Annotated in this window: 15 protein-coding genes; 7 read left to right on the top strand and 8 right to left on the bottom strand. The window is 46.8% G+C overall.

Features of this window, described 5'->3' with window-relative positions; genetic code table 11:
• Positions 1–158: 158 nt before the first annotated feature.
• The 5 genes from P2A85_RS29585 to P2A85_RS29565 all read right to left on the bottom strand — a co-directional run bounded on the left by P2A85_RS29585 (position 159) and on the right by P2A85_RS29565 (position 3,031).
• On the bottom strand, positions 159–311 hold the full coding sequence (locus tag P2A85_RS29585) for a hypothetical protein (RefSeq protein ID WP_377481986.1): 153 nt from the start codon (positions 309–311) through the stop codon (positions 159–161).
• 32 nt (positions 312–343) lie between these two features.
• Positions 344–520, bottom strand: a complete 177-nt coding sequence (locus P2A85_RS29580) for a hypothetical protein (protein ID WP_377481983.1) — start codon at positions 518–520, stop codon at positions 344–346.
• 493 nt (positions 521–1,013) lie between these two features.
• Positions 1,014–1,565 carry a GIY-YIG nuclease family protein gene (locus P2A85_RS29575; protein ID WP_377481980.1) on the bottom strand — a complete coding sequence of 184 codons (552 nt, stop codon included), beginning with the start codon at positions 1,563–1,565 and terminating at the stop codon, positions 1,014–1,016.
• A 34-nt stretch (positions 1,566–1,599) separates the two neighbouring features.
• Positions 1,600–2,586: a GntR family transcriptional regulator gene (locus P2A85_RS29570; protein ID WP_377481977.1), complete on the bottom strand. Its 987-nt coding sequence runs from the start codon at positions 2,584–2,586 to the stop codon at positions 1,600–1,602.
• 49 nt (positions 2,587–2,635) lie between these two features.
• Positions 2,636–3,031 carry a hypothetical protein gene (locus tag P2A85_RS29565; protein WP_377481974.1) on the bottom strand — a complete coding sequence of 132 codons (396 nt, stop codon included), beginning with the start codon at positions 3,029–3,031 and terminating at the stop codon, positions 2,636–2,638.
• A 160-nt stretch (positions 3,032–3,191) separates the two neighbouring features.
• Here P2A85_RS29565 and P2A85_RS29560 point away from each other — a divergent pair, with 160 nt between their 5' ends.
• Positions 3,192–3,878: an iron-containing redox enzyme family protein gene (locus tag P2A85_RS29560; RefSeq protein WP_377481971.1), complete on the top strand. Its 687-nt coding sequence runs from the start codon at positions 3,192–3,194 to the stop codon at positions 3,876–3,878.
• 105 nt (positions 3,879–3,983) lie between these two features.
• Here P2A85_RS29560 and P2A85_RS29555 read toward each other — a convergent pair whose 3' ends face one another.
• Positions 3,984–4,370: a hypothetical protein gene (locus P2A85_RS29555; protein WP_377481968.1), complete on the bottom strand. Its 387-nt coding sequence runs from the start codon at positions 4,368–4,370 to the stop codon at positions 3,984–3,986.
• Between the two features lie 201 nt (positions 4,371–4,571).
• On the opposite strand from P2A85_RS29555, the gene P2A85_RS29550 reads away from it, so the two are divergent.
• The 4 genes from P2A85_RS29550 (at position 4,572) to P2A85_RS29535 (ending at position 10,774) form a co-directional block, all read left to right on the top strand.
• On the top strand, positions 4,572–8,528 hold the full coding sequence (locus tag P2A85_RS29550) for a toprim domain-containing protein (RefSeq protein ID WP_377481965.1): 3,957 nt from the start codon (positions 4,572–4,574) through the stop codon (positions 8,526–8,528).
• 2 nt (positions 8,529–8,530) lie between these two features.
• Positions 8,531–8,872 carry a hypothetical protein gene (locus P2A85_RS29545; RefSeq protein WP_377481962.1) on the top strand — a complete coding sequence of 114 codons (342 nt, stop codon included), beginning with the start codon at positions 8,531–8,533 and terminating at the stop codon, positions 8,870–8,872.
• 38 nt (positions 8,873–8,910) lie between these two features.
• The gene (locus tag P2A85_RS29540; protein ID WP_377481958.1) at positions 8,911–9,702 is read left to right on the top strand and encodes a DNA cytosine methyltransferase; all 792 of its coding nucleotides are present in this window, start codon (positions 8,911–8,913) and stop codon (positions 9,700–9,702) included.
• Between the two features lie 76 nt (positions 9,703–9,778).
• Positions 9,779–10,774: a hypothetical protein gene (locus P2A85_RS29535; RefSeq protein ID WP_377481955.1), complete on the top strand. Its 996-nt coding sequence runs from the start codon at positions 9,779–9,781 to the stop codon at positions 10,772–10,774.
• Between the two features lie 1,656 nt (positions 10,775–12,430).
• Here the strand turns inward: P2A85_RS29535 and P2A85_RS29530 are convergent.
• Both P2A85_RS29530 and P2A85_RS29525 read right to left on the bottom strand, forming a co-directional pair.
• Positions 12,431–12,703, bottom strand: a complete 273-nt coding sequence (locus P2A85_RS29530; protein ID WP_377481952.1) for a hypothetical protein — start codon at positions 12,701–12,703, stop codon at positions 12,431–12,433.
• 10 nt (positions 12,704–12,713) lie between these two features.
• Complete coding sequence (locus tag P2A85_RS29525; RefSeq protein WP_377481949.1) at positions 12,714–13,580, bottom strand: DNA phosphorothioation-associated putative methyltransferase; 867 nt, start codon at positions 13,578–13,580, stop codon at positions 12,714–12,716.
• A gap of 207 nt (positions 13,581–13,787) precedes the next feature.
• Between P2A85_RS29525 and P2A85_RS29520 the strand changes: the two genes are divergently transcribed.
• Together P2A85_RS29520 and P2A85_RS29515 are read left to right on the top strand one after the other, a co-directional pair.
• Positions 13,788–14,003, top strand: a complete 216-nt coding sequence (locus tag P2A85_RS29520; RefSeq protein ID WP_377481946.1) for a hypothetical protein — start codon at positions 13,788–13,790, stop codon at positions 14,001–14,003.
• Positions 14,004–14,089: 86 nt separating this feature from the next.
• On the top strand, positions 14,090–14,962 hold the full coding sequence (locus P2A85_RS29515; protein ID WP_377481944.1) for a siphovirus Gp157 family protein: 873 nt from the start codon (positions 14,090–14,092) through the stop codon (positions 14,960–14,962).
• Positions 14,963–15,058 lie beyond the last annotated feature (96 nt).

The raw sequence follows: 15,058 nt of genomic DNA, 5'->3' as shown, positions 1-15,058 counted from the left end.
AGTAATAGATTTTACACTTGTCAAGTTAAAGTTATGTTATGGAAATTATATGTAGCGACCCTAAATCAATTCTGTAACTGTTTTAGGAGTTATCGATCCCGGGAACGCCCCGAGTGATGGGGCGAAGGCTCTTAACACTCCGGCACTCTCGATCGCCTTCAATCTCCTTCAACTTCCACCTGCAACTGATACACCCTCAAACTCGGATGTTCGCCCATCAGCCGCCAGCAATATCCCTCAACCGTTTGTGAAGGTCGCGATGCTTGGCGGTACAGGAATATCGGCTCGTTTCTCATCAATGCGGTGAACATTTCCCGTTCCCTGTCCTGACCGTCATCCCAAATCAGGTGAGCTTTACTGAAGTACCCAGCGCCATCAAACTAGCAAAGAGCCATTCCATGAGAGCTTGCTGCTGTTCGTGGGTCAGCGAGGATTGACCGTCGGTGTCAATTACGGGTAGCTGGGATTTGGGTTTGAGGGAGGCGATGAGGGCGCTGGCGAGATTGAGGTACTTTTTCATCGGTGGGAGTGGAGATGCGTCTACCTTTTAGTATGCAATCGCGCAGCAACTCAGAGCTCAACCTTAATTATGGTTGTAAATAATCTTGGTTTATTTAGGTCAGAATTGCAGGTTTGAGAGATTAAGATTGCAGGTTCTTACCAATACACACACTATATAACATGCAGCAGTTCAGGCGATCGCCCGATCAAAGAAAAACAATCGCTATCGTAAAAAAGTTCAATTATCGAGAGCAACAAGCTTCATCGTTAAAGTCAAATATCTAAGTTTTTTAATCACATAGTCTGACAACAACGGCATTAGACATCTCCATCTGTTACAGCCAGTTACAGTTTTAGACTCGATTCGCAGAGGAACATACTAACCATTAACTTTTTGCCTATATATTAAAACAAATATAGGCACAAGCACATTATTAACACTTATTAAATATCAATTTATCAAAGGATTATCTCTAGTTTAACATTGAGAAAAACGTGAAACTCCGCGCTTTTCACTTCCCAAATGGTTGTCCCCAATATTGCCAACACTCCTTATTAAAAGGCGACTTCCACTTATAAATCAGCTCTGACTCCAATTGCAGCCGCTGTTTTCGATTAGCTGGCGCTCCGTACCAAAATGCAATAGCCACGCTCACGTCCAGGGAGTAGCAGCGGTGCAGTTCGATGTAGTTGCCAATGTAGCTATGACAATCGTGGCTCATCCATCGTTGCTTGGGAGTGCGGTGTGTTTCTCCCACATAAAGCAGCAGCGGGAGTGCGTTATCAATGACGAAATACAGGCAAGTGCGATCGCCCCAATCCGGTTTCTCGCAGAATGAGAGATTGTGCAGTTCCAGGGTAAACGGGTCTATGCTGCTGGGGTCACAGGGATTGGGTGCTAACTCGAATAGCGTCCCCTGCTGCGGTTGCTCGGCATCTTCAGATTGTTGATGGTCAAAGATTCGCTGTTTCCAGGAATGCAGGGTATCAGAGCTCATCATCAATGGAGTCTGTTGAGCAGAATAGTTGGGTTGAAATTCGGGGAAAAGTTCGAGTTGTTTCACAGGGTTATCAAATATTTTAATTAATAAACTGATGCTATACCAATTTATCCATCTCTACAGCAGCCAAACGAGCTTGGAGTACGAGCAAATTCACCGGGTCGATGCCGATGCTAAAGGTCATTAATTTCAGGTTTTTGGGAATGTATCTACTCAACTGACTCTCTACCAATCTTGAACCCACTACTAAATCAAATTCGGGTAAACCAGTTCTATTGTTTTGAACAAAGTCTAGGGTAACGGCTTTTGATTCTACGTGATGCACGTTATAGTCGATTATCTGCTTCATTGCTTCGCTGCTGCTTTGCTCTTGGCACACGAACAACAGCTTGGCATTGCGGGGCAGGGATGAGATATGGCTCAATAACTCTATATCGGGCTGCACGTCAATTCCGATTACTTCTTTATTGGGGTCTGCTATTTGAGCTACATCCCACAAGTTTTTGATAGTCGTTATTATTAAATCAGCGGATAGTAGTTGTTCCAATGCCTGCGGTTCTTTGGCTTGTAGCTGCGCCCAAGGAATCGATACCAAAGCTAATCCCGTTGCTGATTGAAGGCTCGCACTGATATCGATACTATTGGGAAAAAAGTTCGCGAATGCTACATTGATTTGATGCCGTTCGACAAGCACTGCTTGAGCGTAAGCAGCCGCTGAAAACTCCGATACGCTCAACCCAACTTGGGATGCAGAATGAAAAGCTTTACCGAGCAAGTCGTAGAAGTTTCTGCGGGCAATGATTTGTTTGACAAAGGGAGAATCGGCAATAAAAGTCCCTTTTCCCCTTTGAGCGATTAGATACCCAGAGCCGATTAGTTCGTTGTACGCCAAGGCAACAGTAGTGTGATTGACTCCTAAATATTTAGCTAAGTGAACGACGGGCGGTAAAGGCTGATTCGGCTTGAGATTACCCCGGACAATCAATAACTTAATTTGTTCGGTGATTTGAGCGCCAATGGTGATGGGTGCAGCAGTATCTACAACTATAGGCGGTACAACAGGGTTTTTCGTAAAAGTTGGCATAATTTTCCTAGCATACTAATAATTAATGTCCGCACGTTAACCGCAACAATTAAGGATTCAGTGCAAACACCCACAGCCGACCGGCGTAAACATCATTCACCCATAAAGGCTTAGAATGGCGCTCTATTTGGCGACCGCTTTTCAGCGTAACTTTTTCGTGAATTTCTAGCTGCGTCTGCTCGTAAATTTCCGACATATCCTTGAGAAAACCTTGGGGATTGTCGAACTGCTCCGAAACAAACTCCAATGCCAGTCGGTCAGACCTCGACCTGACGATAACTTCGGGCAGGTTCCAGATTGTCAGCAAGCTGGGAGTCAGCCCCGATATTTGCCTGCGGCTGTTTACCAGCAAAATGCCCGAATTCTCCTCTGGATGCACTTTCTCTAAACTCAGCATCGCCAATTTATTGATAGAACCCGCAGTAACTTTTCCCGCTGCATCCATTAAGTCCTGGAGGCTCCGGTTGGGCAAACGGCGCTCTATCAGCCTATCACACTCCCCGCAAGCATTAACCGTAAATATACTGATTTACCAGTATTCAAAATCTGGTATGTTATATAATAAGTTTTTCACTGCAACAACCAGCAAAAGGAAGATTTTCATAATGAAATGGTTATTGGATTTGGGGGCCGGGTACCGCCAAAGCTTGCTGGTCGGGCCTTTTTACAGGCAACTAGCCTCCGCAAGTCATCCAGATGATGTCAGGAGTTGGATAACACAGCTTTACTATCAATCAAGCGACTTCACCTCGGCATTAGCCCTGCGCTATACGATGTGCCGCGACTTTCGCTATCAAGGGTGTTTCGGTCACCACGCTACGGAAGAGGTAGACCACGCATCGCTACTGCTCGACTGGATGTACAAACACGAGTTCTTGCAGCCGGGAAAAAACCCAACTTTAGCGACGCCTCCGACTTTAGAAACTCAATTGGTGAGTGCCTACTGCTTCCGTTCCGTACTGCGGGAGTCTTACGAACACCAAGTAATCGCCATGAACCTGATTTCCGAGGGTGTTAGTTTTGATTTCTTTTCGGCGGTCATCCCCGCGTTCGAGCGCCTCAAACTCAAAACCAACCGCTACTGGACGGTGCATCGAGATATCGACCAAATGCACCTAGCAATGGGTATCGACCTCATCCCTCAGTGCGATGAAAATTCGGCACAGGGGAAAGAATACGCTCGAATCGCTTGGGAGACTAGCGTGCTGTACGGTCGGATGCTGGATTCTTGGTGTACCGCCGATAGCAAAAAGAAGGAACCTTCACTTGTTGAACTTGTGGCGGCAAGATAACCGATACGATTCATCCACAGCAAATTAAAAGTAACGGTGATGCGGCCGATGCTTAGTATCACCGTTACTTTCACTATTTCCAAACAGGAGTTGATTTGACTAAATTTATGACGCAGCCTTGCTCTGCGATTCCCTCAAACGCCTTGCCATCAACAGCATTGCCTGGTTTTCTTCAGTCTCGTCTTTGAGCTCGGACAGCGCTCGTTCGATCCTTAAGAGCGGATGTTCTTCTCTTTCCCTTTTCTTCTTCTCAAAAACATTCTTTTGAGAGCTAACGATGCGAATCACCTCCGCACACTCACTCCGCGGGCGCAACCGGGCAATCACTTCCATGCACCGCCATAGCAAGTCACTCGACAAATCCTGTTTGCCCTGCCGCACTTTACTCCAGGTCTGACGCGCAATGCCGCTTAGTTCGGCTAATTCTGTACCGTTAATGTCCGCCTGTTCTTCACACAGCCACTTTAGTAAAGGCGATACGGGTTCAGCCATTGTAAATATTTCTTAAGTAGTTGTCACGAATAAGTGACAAGGTTGGATAATGAACAGTCACTGATTAATTGCTAACTTTTACCTATAGGGTAATTCTAAATTAACACATCGGTGACACAGACAAAGAACCCAGACAAAAAAACAACCCGTTGCACTTGAATGCGTCGGGCTAATCAAATTTATTTCAATAAGGATTCTATCATGACAGATATTTCAGAAAATAGCAACACTCCCGTCAAAGAAGTTAATTTATTGAAGTTTTGGGAGCAGGAGGTGCTGCCCCGACTCACGGCAGACTTGGTGTACGACCATCCATCGCATCAATTCCAACGAAGCTCCGAGAAGTGGCGGGGTGGTAGTCCGTTTCGTGAGAGTAAATCGGGGACTTCGTTTGCAGTGTGGCCCGATACCCTGCGCTTTTACGATGCGGGGTGCGAGTTTGCCGGCGACCCCATCGCTTACATCCACAGCATCAAGGTAAATCGGTGGGAGCATCCCAAAGGCATTGATTGGGTAGAAGCGCTGCGGGAAGTAGCTTTAAGAGTGGGAGTTGCGCTACCGGAACGCGAACACACTCCCAGGGAAATCGAAGTAGCGGCAAAGTGGGAAGCGCGCCGGGGGATATTGGCGACTGTGTACGCTCAGTGTCGGGATTGGCTGTGGAGTGAAGTAGGAAGTGGCGCTCTCAACCACTTGATTGCAGAGAGGGGTATGAGCCGAGAAGCGATCGCTCAGTTGGGGTTGGGCTACTACCACAGCAAGGATGAAGTTGCAGCATCACTCAAAAAGCAAGATTATAACTTAGAGATTGCCGAAGAAGTGGGCGTGTTGACCCGCAAGTGGGAAGGATACGTCACTTTTCCCTGGTATACGGCATTGGGTCAACCGCTTACTGTGTACGGTCACTGTCCCACCAAACCTTTGCCACTCAAAAAGCATCACCGGGGATGGAAGGGCGAGAGGGATGCGGCTTATCGGGCTTGGGGAAAACTATCGGAAGCTCAGAAAATAGAGCAACCTTGGCTCGAACCGACCATCCCTAAGAAATACGCTTGCTGGAATCCCAAGGATGGGGAGGGGGCGTGGCTGGCAACAAAGGAATCACCGCTTTACTTTGATAGAGCTTTGGCGGCGGGTCACAAAGAAGTGGTGGTGGTGGAGGGCGTTACCGATGCAGCGGTGGCTCAAGCGTTGGGAGATACCAGAGTCGTAGCTTGTGTCGCGGCTAGCTTGTCGGGAGAACAGGTGCAATCGCTGCGCCGTTCGGGTATCGAGAGAGCGGTGATTTGTCTCGACCCAGATAGCGCGGGGGATAAGGGTATCGAAAGCTGCATCAAATCTTTGTTGCTGGTAGGGATTACACCCTATGTAGCTCCCCGATTGCCGGTGGGTGAAGATGGGGACGGTGACCCGGATAAATTCATTATCCGCAACGGCATCGATGCTTGGCTGGAACATACCAACTTGGAAAAAGCTCAGCATGGGTTGAGGTGGAAAGCTCAACAAATAGCTAGCTTGGGGGGAAATACGGATGCGGGCAAACAGGCAGTCCTCAAAGAAGCAACTAAGTGGGCAACCAATATTAAGGATGCAGCGGCGCTCAACATATTCTATTGGCCTACCATCGGTGAAGTGCTGGGAAATTCCCCGCCCCCCTGGTTAAAGGAATTCGGCAAAGAATTGAGGGAAGTATCGAACCGGGATAATTCGGAAACCTCAGAAGTTACTAAATGTCCAGAACGCAAGCGGGATGAGTTTTATCGAAACCTGTGCGACAAGTTGGGGCTCGACTTCAATCACTACACCAGGGGGCGCACTTTTGATGACTTTGCCGTGCGGCAGGTATTCGGAGCGCATTACAAGGCTATCAACAGCGCCATGTATCAATACACCGGGGCGGGATGGTGGCAGCGACAGGATGAGAAGCGGTGCGAACACGCGATCGCAATGTGCAGCGAAAAGGTATTCAAACTCCGACAAGTGAGTAAGTGGGAATGGGAAGAGACGTTCCCCTTTTCTAGTGAAAGCTGCACCAACTCCGCCTTCAAGTACGCCATGAAGCGGCTTTACATAGAGCCTCCCCAACACAGGCACTTTAGAGCTTTTAACAATGGCACCGTCGATATGAGAACGGGAGAACTACAGCCCCATGACCCTACTCACTACCTCACGAATGCCATTGAATCGGATTACATTCGCGATCGCCCCTGCCCCCAAGTTTTCCTCGACTTCATCATTTCCGCTTTTGGGGAAGACCAACTGGATGCGGTGAGAGCCTACACTTCCATGCTGATTGACCCTACCGCACCCTACGGTAAGTTCATTCACATCATCGGGCCTTCGGGTTCGGGCAAGGGAACTCTGCTCCGACTCTGGGGTGAAATCTTTGGGTTGGAAGATTCCCATTCCGGTGATTTTACAGAATTGAGCAATCCCGAATCGCGGCATCAACACCTGACCGGTAAATCTTTGTACACCATTCCCGACACCGGGGGTTACATCACCGGGATTCGCCCCTTTTACGAATTGGTGGATAATGGTAAACTTTCGGGTCGCAGCCTTTATTCATCTTGTGGCTATACCAAAGAATGGACTTGTCGCTTTGTTGCAGCTTCCGTTGACCACCTGCAAATCGAGAACGCCGGTGATGGCTGGGATAGACGCTGTTTGCCACTGCTATCCAAAGGACGGGAAGGATTAGAAGACCCCTATTTGCGTCACAAACTTTCGGCGGTGAAGGCGGATATCGTATCTTGGGCTTTGGCAATGCCCAGAGGTGAACGCGATGCCGTGCTGCTGCAACCTTCCAAGAATAGCCGCATCCGCCTTGCCAAACTTGATGCCGCTACCTACGGCGACCCGGTTCGCAGTTTCATCGACCTTTGCTTCCGACCGACTGAAAGTGCTTCCGCCATCCACAACCACGAACTTCACAGTTGGTTCATCGCTTATTGCAAAGCTCACGGCTATTCCGACAACCGGGGCATGAGTAAGTTCATAGCTCACCTCAAAACAGTGCTTCCCCCACACCACGTACCCAGGCAGCGCAAAGATGGGGAGTTGCAACCTGCTTGCTGGACTCACATGACTCTGTTACCGGGTGTCATGGTCGATGTTTCCATCGCTGATGATGTTTCCAACGGCTATCAAGGTAAACCAAACCAACCACACCCTGAACCTGAGTGGCGGTGTGCCAAATTCCGTTGCTCTGAAGGCGGTTTATTAGCTTTTGAAGAATGGAGCGAACAACAAAAGATGGGGGGTCTTGCACCTGATTTGAATCAAAACAACGATCGGAGCATAACAGGGGGTGACACCACACAATCTACCTTGATCGGCAAAAACACAACGCAAAATCAAGAGTTTAAAGCGAGTGATCGGGGCGATCGGGGTACTACTTCCCTAACAAATGAAGGGGTGGGGGATGTTCCTAGTCCACAAGACACCCCCCTTAAGAAAAGAGTTGAGGAGTTGCCCTCTACCCCGATCGCCCCGATCGCTTCTACTCAAACCCATACACCGGAAGGAAACCAAGGGGTGATCAGGGCTGATCAAAGTACCCCGATTGCCACCGATTACCCCGATCACCCCAATCGCTTGTTCGGGATAGATGAATGGGTATCCCTGCTTTCGGAAGTAGCGAACCGAGATGGCAATTCCTATGAAACGGTGAAGGGATTGGGCGTACCGAATCACCAACGCTCTGAAATATTTGCTGCACTAACACCCCAGGTAACAGAGCGACTTAAAGAATTAAGAAAAGAGTTCGAGGGGCGGATTCCTCAAGATATCGAGAAGTGGAGGGAGGCGATCGCAGCTTGGTCGGTGTTGAATGCAGATGCTCTCAACCATCAGTGGCAACAGTTTGATTTGTGGAGTCAATGCTTGTTGGGTATTGGCAATTGGGTGGAAAGAATCGCGAAATCTGGATTATTTGACTTGGCAGCATCGGTATATTCCCAAGCAATTGAATTAGCTGTGGGAGAAGCGGAGGTTCTTGTTGATGTGGAAGTAGCAAACACCGATGCTTCGGCTACGCTCAGGACAAGTGTAGAAGTAACAAATGCCGAACCAAAACAACTCAATTTGTTGCCTGATGTTCAACCACCTTTAGACTCCGATAACAGATTTTCATCCGAATCAGAGGATTGGTTCTAACCATGAATAACAACTGCCCCAATTGTGGTTCACCTGATATTTATCGCCTTCATCCACATAGCTTAGATATTTTCTGCGATAATTGTAATTACCAATGGAAAGCTAAGCAAGTTTTAACTCCAATTCTTCAACAAAAGTTCTGGCTCAGCACACCTTTAAAAGGATTTCACCATATTGAGGTGTGGCGGTCAACAACTAACCCCAAAAAGTTCGCTTATCGGCTGGCTTATGGTGCTTCACTATATGGTGATCTAAAGGGAGAATTTGATACGCCAGAATTAGCTTTAGAAGTTGGAATTAAGGATGCGAAAGGATTGCTAGCACCCGCAGAACCACCAATTTAATATACAGTGCCATGCACTAATCCAAGGGAGTATCAACCATGATGCGATCGCTTTCACTCTTCAGTGGCATAGGCGGTTTTGAGTTAGCAGCTACCGCCCTAAATTGTTTCAAAGTCGAACAGTTGGTAGAAATCGATGAGGACGCTCAATATGTACTCCGACAACACTATCCCCGCATCCCAATTCACAGCGACATCCGAACTTTTAGCGCTACCCCAGGACAATATGACTGCATCTGGGGAGGCTTCCCCTGTACCGGTACAAGCAACGCCGGGAAGCGAGGAGGATTGGCTCACCCAGACTCAAGTTTGTGGTGGGAAATGCTCAGAATTATCCTCGAATCTAGACCCAGCTTTGTGGTTGTCGAGAATCCAGAAGGCTTGCTCGTCAGAGGAGGTAGAGAAGTCGTTGCCTATGAGCGAATGGCGGGATATTGTTGCCAAGACCCGCTCCTCCTATCGGCAAAGGAAATTGGAGCTGGCCACCAAAGAAACCGCGTCTTTATCATCGCTTTCCTTCAGGACTTTGCACAGCAGCAACACGAGCACCAATTCCAATCCTGCGGGGCTAACGAAGTGCGAACAATCGCTCAGGAAGCTGGGCATCATTTCCCCATTCCACTATTTATCCGCAATGGGAATGGAGTTGATATTCGGATTCCCCCTGGACTGGACAAAATGCCTTCAATCTCAGACTTTGAAGCTCCCAGCAAAACCAAAGGTCGAATCCGAGCCAGATACACATTCGCCAAAACAGTCATGCCAGGACAAGCTTACGTTGCCCTCAAACGAGTGCAGCATCTTGCCCAAACCTTCGGCATTATCGATTAGCGCTCTTAGATCACCTGCATTATCTGGATTAGTTATTAGCTTCGGCAAAACGCTGCCGTATCTTCCCCATAAAACAGTGACGCGCCGCGCTTGGAAAGATAACCACGCTGCTAAGTTTATCAAGGCTTTTTATCAAAATAAGCTAGTCAAAGCTTTAGACAAGGATATTCGTTATGGAGGCAAACAAATTGGTTGGTGTCGGTTGCTTTGCGCTCCCTACAAAGAACAACTTGCAGCAATGCCAGTATGGGATTTGCAGGCAGAAGGAGGGATGTGCGAGTCTGTCGAAGCATTCATCAAGCGCTACTTTAAAGGCAATACTAGCCTCGAAGTGTGGGTGATTAGGTTTGAATTTGTCGGACTAAACCAACCAGCACCAACTCCGACTGCGGAAGCTCTTGGTGTATACTCTGACTCTGAAACTAAAGCTGATAGCAATTCTCTAATTAGTTCGCCAATAGAGAGTATACACCAAGCTCAATTATCAGGTTTTGGTGTGTGCGCTGACTCTGCTGTTAAAACTGACAGCAACTCTCCCATCACTTCAGCAACGGAGAGTATACACCAAACCTCATTAACTTCCCTTGGTGTATACTCAGTAATTCAGAATACAGCTAATAACAACTTTGCCGTTGCTCTATCAACTCTGAGTATACACCAAGCCTCATTAGCTTGCCTTGGTGTATACTACGCACTTGAGCCTAAAACTAACAGCAACTCTGCCCTTACTCTATCAACTCTGAGTATACACCAAGCCTCACCCGCACATCACACAAGCTTCGGTGTATACCCCAGCGATGGCAATCAAAGTGACAGTAATGCGACCAAGAATTCACTAGCCGAGAGTATACACCAAACGCCTGTAGTTCAGGGAGGCAGCGGGTTAGTGTATAGCTTTTGGAAGGGTGAAAGTATGGTCAACCACTATCGCTATAAAGTTAAAATGAACGGCAAGTGGAAGGTAAAGAGTGTCTACATTCCAGTGGGAAAGCTCCCGAAAGTGAGGGAAGCTATTGCTAATAAGTTGAGCGTAGCTACGATAGTGGTTGAGGTACTGGGTAGGAAATTGTGATGGATGGCTCCTTCTTTTTCACACCATGCGCTAGCCCTTTCTTTGAACTCTCTTAGTTTCTCTATTTCTCTACAACTCATTCACTATTACCCGCATCACTCTATTTCTTGATGCGGCAATGAGTTCTGCATTCCATTACCTTCATCCTAATCAGGGGTCTTACCCCTCATTTTTATTGACTAGGCGATCGAGGCATAACGGGGGGTCTTACCCCTTGTTTTACCCTGATCAGCTAACACATTACGCTAAACCAATACTTTGAGCAATATAAAGGCGATCAAGGCACATTGTATGGTCTTACCCCTCATTATGCCCTGATCACTAAAAACACAACGCAAGGTTAAGGGTTTGAGAGTGGTGATCAGGGCGATCAGGGCGATCGGGGTACTACTCCCTAAAAAAATGAAGGGGTGGGGGTAGTTCATCGCAACAACACACACCCCTTAATAAAAAAGGTAAGGAAGTATCGATCGCCCCGATCGCCCCGATCGCTTTTACCCAAACCCATATATCACAAGGGAATTAGAAGGCGATCGCAGCACAATAAGGGGTAAGACCCTCTAATGCACCCCGATCGCCTTGATTGCTGACATGGTTTCTCCTCAAAGCCATACGCAGCAAAGAAATCCAATAGCGATCGGGGTGCGATGAGGGGTCTTGCCCCTTGTTCTACCCCGATCGGCTAACCATGAGTCTGTGGATATTGAAGCTGGGAGAGGTTTTGGAGCCACAACGAGAACGGAAGGATGTGCGGTAGCTTAGCAAGATTCAAGAATCGATATTTTAAAAAGGCAAGGGCAATCTCGAAGCGCGGGTGACTCGCCTGGAATGGATGGCAGCAGGGATGCTGGGCTTATGCTTTGATGCGACCAACGAAGTTAATAGTAACTGGGGTATAGCCGAGATACGCGCAAAATAGGACAAGACGTAAAGTTTTGTAAATATAAGACAGAATGACTTGAAGTAGCAGAGCCTGAAACGTTTAGCAGTAAAAGATTTCCGCTTTTTGTGTCTGTACGAAGGCAGAGTATAACTAATACTCTACCTTCTCAAACTTGGTTGAATAGTCAGCCAATTTAGGATGCTTTTGTGCTTGCAAGCTTCCTCGAAAGCTACGCAGGGGCTTATTTGTTACGTTTCTTAATATCATGTCCTATTTTGCAAGTATCTCGGCTATACCCCTAACTCTTCCGTTGAATAGCAAAAAAGTAGTATACACCAAGCTCTATCAAAAACCTTGGTGTATACTATGGCGCTCTTATGGAAACTGATAGCAACTTTCTCATTACTTCGCAAAACGAGAGCATACACCGAGTTCTATTATCAGGTTTTGGTGTATACTTTCAGTTTTTCTATCAAACTAACAGTAATCATTCTATTAATTTATCAATAAACGAGTATACACCAAACCTCAATAAAGAATATTGGTGTATACTACAGTGATGGTAATCAAAGTGACAGCAACTTTCCATTACTTCATTTCACTTGCACTTACTAGGCAACGGTAAACTTAGCGCGTCGCACGTCTGCAATTGTTGACAAAACACTATTCTAGAGTGCTAGATAAAACTCTCGCTAACCGACTACATTAGAATTTACAATGGTTCGATTAATATTTGTTTACAAACAATGCGTAAGCCATTCTATTAAAGTTTTTTAGTTTATTGATTTCTCTACTAATTCCACCAACAATTCAGCAGGAATGCGGTGTAGCCACTTTTCTAAACTAGCTCGGTCTATGGATTCCATCTTAGCCACAGCTTCTCCGACCAACCGCGTTTGATTATCCGAAGCACTTTCGACATTCTCTTGTTTTAATTGAGATTGGTGATATTCCTGATTAAAGGTATCCACCTCCTCTTGGGTCATGTAAGAATCTCTCACCCAACCGGGAACCCAATCTTTCAACACGATAACATTATCAGTCATGCCTGCATCCTCAACTCATCCCATTAAGTATAGCTTCAATCCGCAGCAACCTCCGTTCGCTGATGCGGAGTAAGTCTCTGCGTTCGATCGCCCTTACAGCATCCAAGTAGCATTCATTGGTAGCGTTACCAAGGTGCATGGTTAGCTTGCCATTGGGGAGAGAACGAGAACGCGACTTCATCCTGAAATAGCAATAGCGCTTGCCTTTCTGAATGGAGGAATGCTTTTCAATAATGGCATCAGCGGGAGGAATCCAAGCACTCTGTAATTCCTGCTGCTGGCAATGAAGTTGGAAGCGGCACTTTTCCAAGTAATTGCGATCGCTGCTGTGGATTATCAAAGGAAGAGCGCGAGAGTTATGTGAAACGGTGTAGGTATTGTGAGTGAGATATCGTGCAGGTACGCCCAAAGTATCTTCAATTAAGTGTTTGAGTTCGGTATGCGAATAGCATTTCTCAAACGTACCCCACCGCGTAATTACGCCGTCGTTGTAAGCGATACCCGCATGATTCCTCGATCGCCCGGTGATAGCGCTAACTACCAAAGTTTGGCGAGTGAGTTGGTAAGCATTGATGAGCACTTCACACCGAAGCACGGGAACTTCAATGGTACTCAGAACGTAAATCAGGGTGACAACATCAGCCGCTCTTTTGAGAGTGCGGGGGAAGTAGTAAGGGTCGTAACCCCTGGAGTTAAACCCCATTGATTGAAGGAGGCGAACATCATCACCGCGACCGCATCCATAATCCAGGTGTTTGTGATGGGGTAACAGAATCCCCGCATCAACGGTAGCAGCCATTGGTAAGCTCAATTCCTGGCGCTTGAGAGCAGCTTTGTGTCTCGGTATTGTGAGGTTTTCCAATTTTGTTTGCATCATCACAGCATCAAATTAATATTAATACAAATATACAAATAATTTAAACAAAATGGCTAGCGCTGGGGTGTAAATAATAGGGAATTACCTATGCTCTACGCTTTGATTAACAACACAGGAATCCACAGACTAGAAGTAGCATAGAAGTTAAAACTAGCAGAACTGCAAAACCGAGTAGGCATTGAAGGTGAAGAGGCTTTAATCGAATACGTGCGCGCTCAATTCATTGACCCCGACATCGACTTAATCTGCGATGAGGAATTCTCATTCAAAGAATTGCCCTTAACCTGCATTACCCGCCGAAGTATTGCACTTAGCGGTCAAGTAATCGCTGCTGCATCCACGGATGATGGTGAAACAATAGGGTTGACCGAAGCTCAATTTCAATTAGTGGCAGCTAATCTGACTGTGGTTGTCATGCTGTAACAAATTCTGCCTCAAGTCCGCACTTGGGGCAACTCCATTATTTTAAATAATAACGAATAAGTAATAACTAACGAAACTAAAACAAAATGGCTATCGCAATGGGTGCAAACAATCATAGCAACAACATCATGCCCAGAAAGAAGACACAATCACCCGACCCCCTGGAATCTCCTACATCCACTGAATCGACTGAATCTACACCCAATACGCTCTTATTGGATGCCCTGTGCGCTCAATTACTAGCAACATCAGAGCAGGGAATAGAAGCAGTGACCACCCTTAAAGCTCAATTAGCGGCACAGCACGACGCTCCCGATACTCCTGAATCCGACTCAATTGTGCAGCAGGCGTGGCAACACATGAACCCAGACCAACGCGCTCTGATCTCCAGCCGTTGTGAGGCTCACCGAGAAAAAGAACGAGTGCGCGGTAAATCATTACATCAACTCACCGCCGAATTGGAGGACTTTGATGAGTTAATCGACAGCATCGAAGGTGAAGAAATCACACCCGAATTAGAAGCAGCGGTGCAACAACTTCTCGAACAACGCGATAACACCTACGAGCAATGGCTCATCAAAGTTGATAACTACTGCGCTGCCATTACCAACCGCCACGCCCTGAGTAAACAACGTAAGGCTGAAGCAGAACGCCTGAGTAAACTTGTAGCTACCGACAGCAAACGGGTGGATTGGATGAAGCAGCAACTTAAGATTTGCCTTGAATCTCAGGGTGTCAAAAAACTAAGCCTGCACCGCTTTAACTTAACTATCAGCAACAATGGCGGAGTATTGCCCCTCAAAGTTGCTTGTGAAGTAGCAGAACTTCCTCCCCAGTTTCAACGCATTGAAGTATCAGCCGATAATTGGGCCATTCGACAAGCCTTAGAAGCGGGAGATATCGAAGCTCAAAAAGTTGCACAATTCGGAGAACGCGAAACTCATTTGAGAGTGCGGTAACTTAGCATTAAAGCCTGAAATTATCCTTAGTAACAAAGCGATATTATCAGGCTTTAATGTTAACATAAAAACAAAGGTAACTAAAAAAAAACGGCT

Origin of the sequence: Microcoleus anatoxicus, assembly GCF_042465725.1 — a bacterium.
Lineage (GTDB): Bacteria > Cyanobacteriota > Cyanobacteriia > Cyanobacteriales > Microcoleaceae > Microcoleus > Microcoleus anatoxicus.
Note: the sequence above shows the minus strand (reverse complement) of the source record. Positions and strands in the feature narration are given on the sequence as shown.